This is a genomic window from Sporosarcina sp. P1 (assembly GCF_002743155.1).
Classification (GTDB): Bacteria; Bacillota; Bacilli; order Bacillales_A; family Planococcaceae; genus Sporosarcina; species Sporosarcina ureae_B.
The window spans coordinates 1-13,597 of record NZ_PDYS01000006.1; the positions used below are offsets into that span (position 1 = coordinate 1).

General features: G+C 41.5%; 10 protein-coding genes and 1 riboswitch. All 10 genes read right to left on the minus strand.

Annotation, left to right across the window (positions count from 1 at the left end):
- Positions 1 to 368: 368 nt before the first annotated feature.
- On the minus strand, positions 369 to 1,703 hold the full coding sequence (locus CSV73_RS07940) for an NCS2 family permease (RefSeq protein WP_099627130.1): 1,335 nt from the start codon (positions 1,701 to 1,703) through the stop codon (positions 369 to 371).
- A gap of 79 nt (positions 1,704 to 1,782) precedes the next feature.
- Positions 1,783 to 1,884, minus strand: a riboswitch (purine riboswitch).
- Entirely contained in the window at positions 1,884 to 3,437 is a 1,554-nt protein-coding gene (gene guaA, locus CSV73_RS07945) for a glutamine-hydrolyzing GMP synthase (protein ID WP_369802579.1), read from the minus strand. (Overlaps the previous riboswitch by 1 nt.)
- Positions 3,438 to 3,641: 204 nt before the next feature.
- The gene (locus CSV73_RS07950; RefSeq protein ID WP_099627131.1) at positions 3,642 to 5,810 is read right to left on the minus strand and encodes a transglutaminase-like domain-containing protein; all 2,169 of its coding nucleotides are present in this window, start codon (positions 5,808 to 5,810) and stop codon (positions 3,642 to 3,644) included.
- Complete coding sequence (locus CSV73_RS07955) at positions 5,807 to 6,985, minus strand: DUF58 domain-containing protein (protein WP_099627132.1); 1,179 nt, start codon at positions 6,983 to 6,985, stop codon at positions 5,807 to 5,809. Before CSV73_RS07955 ends, CSV73_RS07950 begins: the two co-directional genes overlap by 4 nt.
- Entirely contained in the window at positions 6,982 to 7,932 is a 951-nt protein-coding gene (locus CSV73_RS07960; protein WP_099627133.1) for an AAA family ATPase, read from the minus strand. The genes CSV73_RS07955 and CSV73_RS07960 overlap by 4 nt, the downstream gene beginning before the upstream one ends.
- A gap of 122 nt (positions 7,933 to 8,054) precedes the next feature.
- Complete coding sequence (gene nadE, locus CSV73_RS07965; RefSeq protein WP_099627221.1) at positions 8,055 to 8,879, minus strand: ammonia-dependent NAD(+) synthetase; 825 nt, start codon at positions 8,877 to 8,879, stop codon at positions 8,055 to 8,057.
- Positions 8,880 to 8,895: 16 nt separating this feature from the next.
- Positions 8,896 to 10,365, minus strand: a complete 1,470-nt coding sequence (locus CSV73_RS07970; protein ID WP_085131760.1) for a nicotinate phosphoribosyltransferase — start codon at positions 10,363 to 10,365, stop codon at positions 8,896 to 8,898.
- A gap of 248 nt (positions 10,366 to 10,613) precedes the next feature.
- The gene (locus CSV73_RS07975; RefSeq protein WP_085131761.1) at positions 10,614 to 11,330 is read right to left on the minus strand and encodes a LutC/YkgG family protein; all 717 of its coding nucleotides are present in this window, start codon (positions 11,328 to 11,330) and stop codon (positions 10,614 to 10,616) included.
- 2 nt (positions 11,331 to 11,332) lie between these two features.
- Positions 11,333 to 12,754 (minus strand): LutB/LldF family L-lactate oxidation iron-sulfur protein, encoded by a 1,422-nt coding sequence (locus tag CSV73_RS07980; protein WP_099627134.1) that lies wholly within the window; start codon positions 12,752 to 12,754, stop codon positions 11,333 to 11,335.
- Positions 12,755 to 12,777: 23 nt separating this feature from the next.
- Positions 12,778 to 13,497 carry a (Fe-S)-binding protein gene (locus CSV73_RS07985; RefSeq protein WP_099627135.1) on the minus strand — a complete coding sequence of 240 codons (720 nt, stop codon included), beginning with the start codon at positions 13,495 to 13,497 and terminating at the stop codon, positions 12,778 to 12,780.
- Positions 13,498 to 13,597 lie beyond the last annotated feature (100 nt).

The following is a 13,597-nucleotide window of genomic DNA, read 5'->3' on the forward strand; positions in this document are numbered from 1 at the left end:
GTACGCTCCCTTCTTCACTCGATCACTTCCTAGCACTTCACTACAACTCGACACCCAGTAGATGAAAAATCGATTAGCTCGAGTTTCATTTGCTGGCATCAATTAAGATACTCATTTTGTTTATGTCATCGTTAAATGCACAAACTATATTTCGTTAACGTTTTGCTGTTCAGTTTTCAAGGTTCATGTTGCAGTCGCTTTCTTGACTGTTCTATTACTATATCAGACACAATTCAAACTGTCAACAACTATAAACAACTTTTTTCGACTTCTTTCTTCTTTTTTAGATTCGATACTTTTCATATCATCAAAGGAGTGCGTAGATCATAAAGAAAACCGCCTCCAACAACTTAGGAAGCGGTTCGTTTCTATTCAATAAAAATGAAATACAAGATGAAGATCACAAAGAGTCCGTACATAATCGGATGAATTTCTTTTCTTCTACCGCTGACTAGCATCGTGATAGGATAGAAAACGAAACCGATTGCGATACCTGTCGCTATACTGTACGTCAACGGCATAGCGATGATCGTAAAGAATGCTGGAACCGCGATTTCGAAACGAGTCCATTGTATGTTTCCTAAGGTCGATACCATCAATACCCCTACAATAATCAAAGCCGGAGCTGTAACCGCAGGTGTGATGACTAGTAATAAAGGAGAGAAGAACAATGCAAGTAAGAACAACAAGGCAGTTACAATAGAAGCAAAGCCTGTTTTGGCACCTGCTGCAACACCTGCAGTGGATTCAATATAAGAAGTCGTAGTGGATGTACCCATTACTGCTCCTGTTACTGTCGCCAAGGAATCCGCAAGCAATGCTTTACCCGCACGTGGAAGACGATCTTCCTTCATTAAACCTGCTTGAGTAGCAACTGCAACCAATGTTCCCGCTGTATCGAAGAAATCAACGAATAGGAATGTGATAACAATAACGAGAAATTGTGTTGTCATCAATGAGCCTGGGTCGTTAATGATCGCATCGAAAGCTGCACCAAACGTGGGTGCGACTGACGGGATTTTATCTACTACTTTATGTGGCACTTCTATTAGACTGACCGCCATACCTAAAACAGTGGTCATAATCATGCCATAGAAAATGGCGCCCTTGATCTTTCTACCCATCATAATAATCGTGATGACTAATCCGAAGATCGTTAGCAATGTAGGACCAGCTGTTAAATCACCCAAGCCCACTAACGTATTTTCATCTGCTACAATAATTTTGGCATTTTGTAATCCTAGGAATGTAATGAACAAACCGATCCCTGCACCTACCGCAAATTTCAGCTGGGCTGGTATTGCATTTATGATAATTTCTCGTAATCCTGTCAATGAAAGAACTATAAAGATTAATCCAGAGAATAGTACTCCAGTTAATCCTGTTTGCCATGGTATACCATAAGTGAGCACTACCGTGAAAGCGAAGAATGCATTTAAACCCATGCCCGGTGCTAAGCCAATCGGATATTTGGCTATCAAGCCCATAAATAACGTTCCAACTGCAGCTGCAAGCGCAGTAGCAACAAATACAGCGCCTTTATCCATACGCATGGAATCAGGCAGATCAGGTACAACGTCCAAAGATAACATAATTGGATTTACTGCCAAAATATATGCCATGGCTAAAAAAGTAGTAATTCCACCAATGATTTCGCGACGATAATTGGTGCCAAGCTTATCAAACTCAAAGTATTTTTTCATTGTGACCTTCCTAACTCTCCTTATGTAAAAAGAGGCACGCGAAAAAATTCGCATGCCTCTTCTTTAATCCAATAGAAAATATATTTCTATTTAGGATCGTAGTCGAAACATTTACGGTGTTCCGGTAGAGACTTCTAGGCCATATTCCCAGCGTTATACGATCATATTCTGTTGTTTAACTTATTCCCACTCAATTGTGCCAGGTGGTTTCGCTGTAATATCATATACAACACGATTGACTTGATCAACTTCAGTCGTAATTCGAGTACTGATTTTTTCTAATACGTCGAAAGGTATACGAGCCCAGTCCGCTGTCATGCCATCTACTGAATGAACCGCTCTGATACCAATCGCATAGTCGTAAGAACGTTGTTCGTTACGCACACCTACACTGCGGATATTCGGTAATACTGCGAAATATTGCCAAATTGAACGATCGAGTCCAGCCTTTGCGATTTCATCACGTAAGATAAAGTCTGCATCGCGAACGATTTCAAGCTTATCTTCCGTAATTTCACCAAGCACACGAACTCCAAGTCCCGGACCTGGGAATGGTTGACGGTTAACGATTTCTTCAGGCAATCCAAGTTCTGCTCCTACCGCACGTACTTCATCTTTAAATAATGCGCGTAATGGCTCGATTAACTCGAAGTCCATGTCTTCAGGCAAACCACCCACATTATGATGAGACTTAATAGTTGCAGAAGTTGCAGTTCCACTTTCGATAATATCTGCATAAATCGTACCTTGCGCTAAGTATTTGATGCCATCTAATTTAGCTGACTCTTCATCAAATACGTAAATAAATTCATTACCGATAATCTTACGTTTTTGCTCAGGGTCTGTAACACCTTCCAACTTTTTCAAGAAGCGTTCTCGTGCATCTACTTTAATGAAGTGCATGCTGAACTGTTCACTGAAGGTCTTAACTACACTTTCGACTTCGCCTTTACGAAGTAATCCGTGGTCAACAAAAATACATGTCAACTGATCCCCTATTGCACGGTCGATCAAAGCAGCTACCACTGAAGAGTCAACTCCGCCACTTAGTGCGCAAAGTACTTTACGATCGCCAACTACCGAGCGGATCTTCTCTATTTCAATTTCAATGAAGCGATCCATTGTCCAGTCGCCTGAAGCTTTACAAATTTCAAAAACAAAGTTACGCAGGAAATCTTTTCCGTTTTCTGAACGATAATCTTCGGGATGGAATTGAATCGCATAAATCTGTTGTCCATCATTTGAAGTCGCTACAATATTGCCAGTGGAGTCTTTTGCAGATGCAGTAAAGCCTTCAGGTAACTCTGCAATATTAGCGCTATGGCTCACCCAAACATTTTGTTTGTCGGCTTGACCAGCAAACAATGTAGACGTCGTATCCACTGTCAACGTTTCTTCTTTGCTTTCGTTGCCTGTATTCTTTTCTATTTTTCCGCCTAAATGATCGACGATTACTTGAGCTCCATAACTGATGCCTAATACAGGAATACCTAATTCGAATATTGCTGGATCAATAGCATACGCTTTCTCGTCTCCAACAGATGCTGAACCGCCGGAAAGTACAATACCGACTGGATTCATTTTTTTAATTTCCTCAATTGTTGTTGTATGTGCGTGTAACTCACTATACACACCGAATTCGCGGATTGTACGCGTGAAGAGCTGATTATACTTACTGCCGTAATCGAGAACTACAATTTTTTCTTGTCCGGCTAACACAGGAGCATTTGACAACTAATCCACCTCTTCCAATTTTTTAATACCATTTCACGCCTCAACTACAAAAGACGCGTTAGAAAGTCAACTTTCCACGCGTCTTTTCCATCAAAGAATCCAGGTACTGCTATTCGATGATAGCTGACGTTCGTTAGCGCAAGAAATGTCGAGGATATTTCTTGCATCATCCGCTCTATATTTTACTCATATTTCGCTAAAAAATCAACAAGTTGTGCTAATAATTAAATCTTCCCACACTTCATTCAACTTATCCCAATCTTGGGATTGCCAATTGTTTCCGTAAATCCCCATTTCATACGCGCGGGTCAAGGTGGTCATTCGGTCTCCGCCATATCGTCCATCCACAAGTATTGCATAGTTGGTAAGTGTCATTGCGGTATCCTTTGGCAAGCCGGTACGCGCTAGTTGTTGTAATAACTGTGCAAATTGCTGTTCGAATTTCACGCGGCCATTCGGTAGTTTCCTCAATTGTTTTATACGCCATTTCGGTAACCAATTGCTTCTCTTGCTATATAGTACGACACACGTCCCTACTATCAACACGAGTAGCGATGCATAAAGCCACCATTGACTGAACAACCAAGCAAACTTTTGTTTGAACGCGTCGAATGCAGGCGAACCTTTTGTTTTCTTAGGAAGTTCTTTCTCTTTTTCCACTTCCGGTTTCTCGGCTTTTTTAATTTCCTCTTGTTCAGGACTTTCATTGGAAATATCGAATTCAATCTCTGTCGGATGTGTAAAACCTATCGTCGGCTCAAACGGCATCCATCCTATTTCAGGAATATATGCTTCCACCCATGAATGAGCTTCATCATTCGTCACGCGATAAACATTTTTCCCCGATGCTTTAAACGCCATTTCCCCAGGTGCAAATCCTTTTACCCAGCGCGTTGGTATATTTGCCGACCTTAGCATGACGGCCATGGAAGTAGAGAAATTATCACAATAGCCCTTTTTCGTGTCGAATAGAAACTGATCTACATAGTCCTGATCCTCATCGGGTACCGGAACATTTTGGGTCTCATAAACAAAACCGTTCTTTTTAAAGTATTGCTCTACGGCTTTCACTTTGTCATAGACTGCGGTTTCATTTTCTGTAATCGATAAAGCGAGTTCCTTCACGCGTTCCGGTAATTCATCCGGAAGTTGCAAATAGCTTTCCAAATCCTCCTGAACCGTCTCATAGTTCACCATCTCTGCTTTCTGCAAATCTGACATAGTGTATGTAGGTTCTACAAACTCCATTTCATACTGTTCAATTTTCTCCTGCAGACCCATCAACAAATACAGTCGGTTTGCCGTCATCTCGTGCATGAGGTCAAAACCTTCAGGTGAGGAAATCTTCGTCGTGCCATAGGGAGTAGCAAGAAACGGCAATGGTTCAGTGAAATCCAGTGTAGCAAGCGACACTTCTCCCTCTACAACGGGTGCCCACAAATCTTCACCTGTAAACAGTAGTTCCTTGTTTGATTCTTTATCTTGTATCCACCCCTTCGAAGTATATGTATCCTTCGTTTCGATACGCCAATATTGACGTTGTTCTACAGATGCTTCAAACACTAACTGACTGTCTTGGACGAAAGCTCCACCTAGTTGCGAATCATCGGGGTCATAACCCGCCCGAGCTTGTCCTTTATCAGATCCCTTCTCCTCCACTCCACTTAAAGATAATAAGAACGGTACGGGGTCAGGCCATGCGGGAGGATATACTGGTGCATTTCTGGAAAGTAAACCGACAGATACAACTATCAGTATCACCGGCAATGAAAGCAGAAGTAATCTTTTTGGACGAAGTGATAATCCTTCGTCACCTGATAATTTAATTAATGTAAGACAACTTACGATCAATAAGCCTACTATCATAATTCTCACAATAGACGAAGTAGCATCATATGGAGTGAACGTATCCAACAACGCTACAAACACTATAGTAAAGCTAAAGAACATCATCATACTACGCCGGACTTCAATCCAGTGGCGAAGCAAATAGGCGATCATCCAAACTAATGTAAACAATAATAACGTACGGAATAAATTCGATAATTCACCCAGATCACCTTTGATTAGCAACAGGATATTCCGTTGGACGTCTTGCAAAATATAGCCTGTCGTTTCTATAGAAATCCATAGTTGATCGAAATACATATAATGAATAGCCCATAACACATAAAGTATCTGGATTACACCGCCGCCCCACCATGATAATCGAAATAAAGCTAATGCAAAAAAGAGTATCAGATAGATGATGAATAAAGAAGGATGTCCGAAATCTGTCAAATCCATAATTGGGATAAACCACTCCCACAGTAAAACGATACTAAGCGCGTATAAAAACATCAGCACTTTCCAACTTACTATCGGTTTCTTCATGAATTCACCGCCTTTTGTAACGTCGATGAATAATCAGATGGATAAATTAATTTCACAGTAATACCGAGCAGTTTCACTTGATTAATAATAGGTTCAAGTGATTTTTCATTTATATGATCTGTCATCACCACAAAGCAGACCACTGCGGTTGCGTCAAGAGTACACGTCAATACGTGATGGATGAAATCCATGCGAAGATTTCCTGTAATAAGCAACATCGCATCCTTAGGCATTGCTTTATCTATTGGCAACCTTACCTTTTGTATGTCTTCAGGCTGGATTTTTGCAAGATGTACTAATGCTTGCCTAGTCTGATCTGAGGATTGTATCAATGGAAACACTTTCGGTTGGTCACTTGCTGTGATCATGGTTAGTTTGGCATGACTCTGTCCGGCAGATACTACAATCGATGCAGCAAACTCCACAGCATCTTCAAATGCTTCAGATATTCCGCAATCCAATAGCAACGTATATTGCTCTGATCGCTGTTCATCAAATTCCTTTGTCATTAATTTCGAAGTACGAGCAAATGATTTCCAATGAATCCAAGACAACCGATCTCCTGGCGCATATTCCCTAATGCTAGAGGGTGTTGTTGCATCTTTTGCTAGCATGTAAGCGGAAAGTTGCTGTCCTTCACTAGTTCCTTTAGATGCCGATTCATACACCATAGCTGTCACGCTCGGATAAACCAAAAAATGGTCTCGAACGACAAATACTCTTTTTTTACGAATCCAATTAAAAAAGTCTACTACTTCCACTTCTACTGTTGGCATGGTGTATTCACCACGCCGAACATTCTTCAGCAAATAGGTATGTTCATATGTTCTCCGAAATCCTAGAAGCGTAATTTTCCGTTCAATCTTTTCGCGCTTATCATGTACTCGTTTATCCATCAGAACTACATATAGTAAAGGGAATGGGAAATTTCTCTTTAGAACCACTCGTATGGTTACATGTCCATTCCTTGTTACATGTCGTTCTTCAATATATCGCGCAACTGTGAGATCCCGTAACGGATACAAGTAAAGGAGCACGGAGTATATCACAAATGGAATCAACGTATAGAAGATGAACCAGCTAACGAAACCCCCTTGAAATTTTGCAAAGACGTAGGCAGCTGTACCAATGGCTAGGACACTCGCGAAACGTCCGAATGATCGCAAACCATTCATAGAGTAGCTGACCTGCGCAGTACTGGAACTGGTAGACGTTCGAGAATTCGGTTAACTATTTCCTCAGTATCGATTCCTTCATATTTCGCCTCAGGGCGCAAAATCATTCGATGCGAAAATGTAAACGTCGCTAAATATTGTACATCGTCAGGCAAGACGAACGTGCGCCCTTTTATGAATGCGTAAGCTTGGCAAGCTTTCATTAATGCCATCGAACCACGTGGACTTACACCTAAAGAAACCGATTCATGCTGGCGCGTTGCTTCTGCACAATCTACAATATAAGAAACAATCGTATCGTCTACAGTCACTTCGCGTACATGACGCTGTAGCTCTAGTAATTCCTCCACTGTTAGAATGGCGTCAATTTGCTCAATTGGCGTTTGCCGTTCCGCTCTTTTCAATAATTCCATTTCTTGTTGTTTTGTCGGATAACCCATTTTCAGTTTAAAGATAAAACGATCAAGCTGTGCTTCCGGTAAAGGGTACGTCCCTTCATATTCAATAGGATTTTGTGTTGCCATTACGAAAAACGGTCTTGGTAATTGAATAGTCGTTCCATCTACCGTAATCGTCGCCTCTTCCATCCCTTCTAATAAAGCAGCCTGTGTTTTGGGTGATGTTCGGTTAATTTCATCAGCCAATACGATATTCCCAATCAACGGTCCTGGACGAAATTCGAATTGCATCGTCTGTGGATTATAGATGGAGACGCCTGAAACATCAGAAGGTAATAAATCTGGAGTGAATTGAATACGCTTAAACTTTGCACCGATTGAAGTCGCTAGTGCTCTGACTAGCATCGTCTTGCCAACGCCCGGTACATCTTCCAGTAATACGTGACCGCCAGCTAATAATGCTGTCATACTTAGCTTCGCTATATCACGTTTTCCAACAATAACTTTGTCAATATTGTCCAATACTCGTTCGATCCATTGTGAATGCATAGTTGTTCTCTCCCGTCACGAACTGAATCCGTCTTTTTGTATGAAACTATCATACCTGAAACGAATAATCCCGACAAACAGAAAAATAGCCGACCCATTATCTAATAAGAGGTCGGCAGTTTTCATTTCCAAAATTCATCAAATACCGTAATAGGCAAGTGTCGTTTATGGGCTGATTTCAAATAATGTCCTTCAATTTGCTTTCGCGCTGCAGTCGATACTTCTTTTCCTTCAAGATAGTCATCGATTTCATCATACGTCACACCTAACGCTACTTCATCTGGAATGGCGGGTTTATTACCTTCCAAATCAGCTGTAGGGATTTTATTGTATAAATGAGGTGGACAGTCTAGTTCTTCTAGTAATTGTTTTCCTTGGCGTTTATTCAGACGGTAAATTGGCATAAGATCCGCTGCACCATCACCGAATTTCGTGTAGAATCCAGTGATTGCTTCAGCTGCGTGATCTGTACCTAGAACGACCGAGTGATGAACGGCCGCTACAGAATACTGTACTTTCATACGTTCGCGCGCCTTTTCATTTCCTTTATCAAAATCAGAGATATAAAGACCTGCTTTGATCAAAGCTCTTTCACTGGCGTCTACCGCTTCTTTAATATCCACTGAATAGACGACCGACGGACTAATAAAACGCAATGCATCCTGACAATCATCTTCGTCAAACTGCACACCATACGGTAAACGGAGTGCATAGAAATGGTACTTTTCTTCTTCTAACTCTTCATTCAGCTCATCAATTGCCATCTGCGCTAGTTTGCCGACTAATGTAGAGTCTTGACCACCTGAGATACCTAATGTGAAACCTTGTAAAAATGTATTTTTTTTCAAATATGCTTTCATAAAGTCGATGGAAGTCCGGATCTCTTGCTGCGGGTCGATTTCCGGCTTCGCACGTAATGTTTGGATAATTTCTTGCTGCAATGTCAACGCTCCCACTTCCTTTTCATCGTTTTGTGTAGTTCTCAACCATTTCATGCACTTCTTCTATGTTACGTCTCTTATTATCCCAACACTTCTGACTAAGATCGACAGGATATTCTTCTGGATTCAACGAACGTTTATATTCTTCCCACAGTAGGGAAAGATTTTTTTGTGCAAATTCACGAATTTCATAAACTGGTGGGTTTTTATAAATGGTTATTCCATCGCGAATAACTTGCTCGTGTAAGTTCACCGCTTCAAAATTCGTTACAAATTTTGAGATAAATGTATGCACGGGGTGGAACATTTTGATGCGTTCTTCCTTCGTCGGATCTTCGTCATGCATCGTAATATAGTCACCTTCCGCTTTGCCATTTTCGAGGTCAATGATTCGATAGAGTTTTTTGCGGCCGGGCGTTGTCACTTTTTCTATGTTTGCTGAGATTTTAATCGTATCTTGCATTTCCCCATCATCGCTTTCGATGGACACAATTTTATAGACTGCTCCAAGCGCTGGTTGATCATATGCCGTAATCAGCTTGGTTCCAATACCCCAAATGTCCACTTGAGCTCCTTGGGCTTTCAAGTTTAAAATCGTGTACTCATCCAAATCATTCGATACTACGATTTTCGCATCCGTGAAACCTGCTTCATCTAACATACGGCGGGTTTCTTTTGACAAGAACGCAATATCTCCACTGTCGAGTCGTACTCCTATGAAATTAATGCTGTCTCCAAGTTCTTTTGCCACTTTAATGGCTGTAGGGACGCCAATCTTTAATGTATTATACGTATCCACTAAGAACACGCAGTCTCGATGACGTTGTGCGTAGACTTTGAATGCAGTGTACTCATCTCTATAGGCTTGGACAAATGAATGTGCATGAGTCCCCGAAACAGCCAGTCCGAAACGTTTTCCCGCGCGTACGTTACTCGTAGATTCCACGCCACCGATGACCGCTGCACGCGCACCCCAAACTGCGGCATCCATTTCATGCGCACGTCGGCTCCCGAACTCCATCACTACGTCATCTTTCACTACTTGCTTGATACGGCTAGCTTTTGTGCTGATTAACGTTTGGTAGTTAACGATATTTAGCAATGCTGTTTCAATCAATTGCGCTTCAATCAAGTTCGCCTCAATCCGGATGATCGGTTCATTCGCAAAAACGAGTTCTCCTTCTTTCATGGAATACACGTCACCTGTGAAACGGACGCCTTTCAAATAATCAAGGAAATCATCAGAAAACCCAAGCTCTTCTCTTAAATAAGCCAAATCACTTTCTGTGAATGAAAACTCTTCAAGATACTTCAGTACATGTTCAAGGCCTGCAAATATTGCATAACCGTTACCGAATGGAATTTTTCTGAAATACACTTCAAATACTGATTTCCGTTCATGAATGCCGTCCGCCCAATACGATTCGGCCATATTGATTTGATAAAGGTCTGTATGTAACGCTAAACTGTCGTCTTTGTATGATGAAGTCATAGTCGTCTCCTTCTTCCGCTGCAATAATATTGTCATTATACACTATTTCCCCTATTTCTCAGCAAAGTAATCATCAACTGTTGAATTGACTTCAGAAATGTAAGTTTTTTAAGTTAGCATAGAAAAGACAGAAGTCAGCTCCGATTCATTTCGGAGTTTGCCTTCTGTCCCACGTAATTATTTCTAGTGAAATTGGTTTCTGTTTTAGCTTCCCACTTTCTAAATGATGGAAGTCGTCACTTCATTTTTCAGCAATCGTCTATAACAATATATGTTGCTTTAATAGGACCGTGTACACCGACGACGAGATTCATTTCAATGTCCGCAGAGTTGCTTGGACCTGTGATGAAGTTAATGCAGGATGGGACTTGCTCGCCATTGTTTAGTTTTTCACGAATCATATCTGATGCCTGGGTAATTCTTGGGACTAGCGTACTTTTAGGGATTAAGGCAATATAATGCGTTGGAAGCAAGCTGACTGAACGCCCCTTTTCTGCACTACTAAATAGTACAACGGTGCCGGATTCCGCGAGGGTCATGTCACTGAATGTGATGCCGATATTTGCTTGTTCAGCCAATTCGATATTCTTCTCTCCGAGTGAAGGATCCCAGCTATTGACTTCAATCTGTTCTGAGGGCCACTTTGTCTCTACTAAGTGCGATAATCCATACTTTCCAAAACGTTCGTCTCTCCATAGAGATAATGGTCCACCACCGTAAGCTTTTACTACCTCATCCAACGCAACGGGTAACGATTCTTTTGTCGTTTCGACGATATCTGTATGAATTTGCTCACATTGTACACGTAATACTCCGAGTAATTCATCTATTGAAGCGTCCGCTAACACTGCACGCTGGGGCTGATGTTTCCATATCGGCTTTTCTATTTTCTTCATTGGTTCGCGACCTAATTGTGTGGCAATCGTACCTAGAAAAGCATCACGATTTTGAATAGATCCTGTCATGCTTATTTCCCCCCTTTTTGATCATAGAACCAGTCACGAAAACGCGTATTTCCGACAGCCGGGAACTCCCGTAAATCTGTCCAATCCTTCAGCGGACCCGGACCTTTTGATATACGGTCATTTTTTGTCAAAGGTTTCATCGCAGTAGATGCTACCTTTGAGCCCATAGAATACAACGGATTGGAAGAAGCACCAATCCCGAATGCTTTCATTGCCAGTTTTTCAGATATAGGTGATCGACCTTCTTCTTCCACAATGATGCGTCGATGTGTATGAAGTAGTCCGTGAAGAGGAATTTTCACTGGACAAGCATCCGTACACGCTCCGCAAAGTGTGGAAGCAAAAGGAAGCTCTTTAAAATCGTCGTACCCACCAAGCAATGGCGATAGCACAGCACCAATTGGTCCCGAATAAATTGAGCCGTAAGAATGTCCACCGATATGACGATAAACAGGACATACGTTGACACACGCGGCACATCGGATACATTGCAACACAGACTGGAATTCTGTCCCTAAAATTTTAGAACGCCCGTTGTCGACGATGACTAAATGGAATTCTTCAGGACCATCTACGTCTCTTTCTTCGCGCGGACCTGTTAATGCAGTTACATAACTGGTAAGTTTTTGCCCCACGGCACTTCGCGTCAATAGACTGACTAGTACTTCGAACTCTTCAAAAGAGGGTACTACCCGCTCCATCCCCATCACTGTAATTTGGGTTTTCGGCAATGCAGTGACTAGTCGTGCATTCCCTTCATTCGTTACCAGACTAATCGAGCCTGTTTCAGCTATCGCAAAGTTGCATCCTGTAATACCGATATCTGCATCTAAAAATTCTTGACGCAGTTTTTCTCGTGCATGTAAAGCTAATTCTTCCGGTTTAGATGTCTTATGATAATCCAGTTTTTCCGCAAACACTTCGCGGATTTGTTCTCTGTTTTTATGAAGAGCTGGCGCTATTATATGCGAGGGGGGATCATGATCATCTACTTGAAGTATATACTCGCCTAAGTCTGTCTCTATGACTTCACATCCAGCTTCTTCCAGAACACTGTTCAAATTGATCTCTTCTGTTACCATCGATTTTGACTTGACGACTTTTTTGCCATCTTTTTTCTTGATGACTTCCCGAACATAATCACTCGCTTCTTCAGCAGTCTTTGCAAAAAATACATGACCGCCACGTTTTGCTACATTTTCACTTAGCTGATGTAAATAATAGTCCAAGTTTTCAAGTACATGCTGACGAATTTCTTCTCCATGTGAACGCCATTCTTCCCAACTGCCTAACTCTTCTGCAGCATCTAGTCTTCTTCCGTGCAAGCGTTCTTGTGCACTCGCCACTGCCTGTCTCATGAAATCGTCCGAAATATTATCCTTTGTTCGATCTGTAAAGTTTTTCTTACTGAACTTCATTGCCATTGCTATCACCCCAATTTTTTGGTTTATTCGTGACTATTCAATACTTGTGCAATGTGCATAACTCGGATCTTCTTGCCCATACGTTCTGCACGCCCCCCAATATTCATCAAGCAACCACAGTCCGCTCCAATTAAATAATCTGCTTCAGTCACCATGGCACTATTGACCTTTTCATCAACCATCTGTTCAGAGATATCCCCCATCTTAACGGAGAATGTTCCACCAAATCCGCAGCAATTATGAGCATTCGGTAAAGGGATCATTTCGAGTCCTTCCACTTGATTCAATAGCTTCCTCGGTTCTTCACTAGCGCCTAGTAATCTCGTCATATGGCAAGACGGATGATAGGTCGCTTTTCCTACCAATTTTGCTCCTACATTTTCCACTTGCAATACATTCACGAGAAACTGCGTGAATTCATACGTTTTATCCGCCAGCTCCTGTGCTCTTTCTAACCATTTGGGATCATCTTTGAATACATCAGGATATAATTTAAACATGGTGGCACAAGATCCTGAAGGAGTGACAACATACTCCGCATTTTCAAAAGTCTTAATCATATTCTTCATTGCTGATTTTGAATTTTCTACATAACCGCTGTTGTAAGCAGGCTGTCCGCAGCATACTTGGCCTTTTGGAAATGATAATTCACAGCCTTGCCTTTCCAATATTTCTACCATGTCTTTACCGGCATCTGCATAAAACATATCCACAAGACATGTTATGAATAAGCTTACTTTCATTTCACTTCACTCCTTCACCATAATGTTTTATATAGTCAACAGGTCATCAGATGACTAACATTTTACATAGCATACTACATTTATCTTCCCATTAACAGAA

Excerpts from the sequence above, each read along its gene's own strand:
- CSV73_RS07940 (WP_099627130.1), bottom strand. The coding sequence starts at position 1,703 with ATGAAAAAATACTTTGAGTTTGATAAGCTTGGCACCAATTATCGTCGC.
- CSV73_RS07950 (WP_099627131.1), bottom strand. The coding sequence starts at position 5,810 with ATGAAGAAACCGATAGTAAGTTGGAAAGTGCTGATGTTTTTATACGCG.
- CSV73_RS07955 (WP_099627132.1), bottom strand. The coding sequence starts at position 6,985 with ATGAATGGTTTGCGATCATTCGGACGTTTCGCGAGTGTCCTAGCCATT.
- CSV73_RS07960 (WP_099627133.1), bottom strand. The coding sequence starts at position 7,932 with ATGCATTCACAATGGATCGAACGAGTATTGGACAATATTGACAAAGTT.
- CSV73_RS07970 (WP_085131760.1), bottom strand. The coding sequence starts at position 10,365 with ATGACTTCATCATACAAAGACGACAGTTTAGCGTTACATACAGACCTT.
- CSV73_RS07975 (WP_085131761.1), bottom strand. The coding sequence starts at position 11,330 with ATGACAGGATCTATTCAAAATCGTGATGCTTTTCTAGGTACGATTGCC.
- CSV73_RS07980 (WP_099627134.1), bottom strand. The coding sequence starts at position 12,754 with ATGGCAATGAAGTTCAGTAAGAAAAACTTTACAGATCGAACAAAGGAT.
- CSV73_RS07985 (WP_099627135.1), bottom strand. The coding sequence starts at position 13,497 with ATGAAAGTAAGCTTATTCATAACATGTCTTGTGGATATGTTTTATGCA.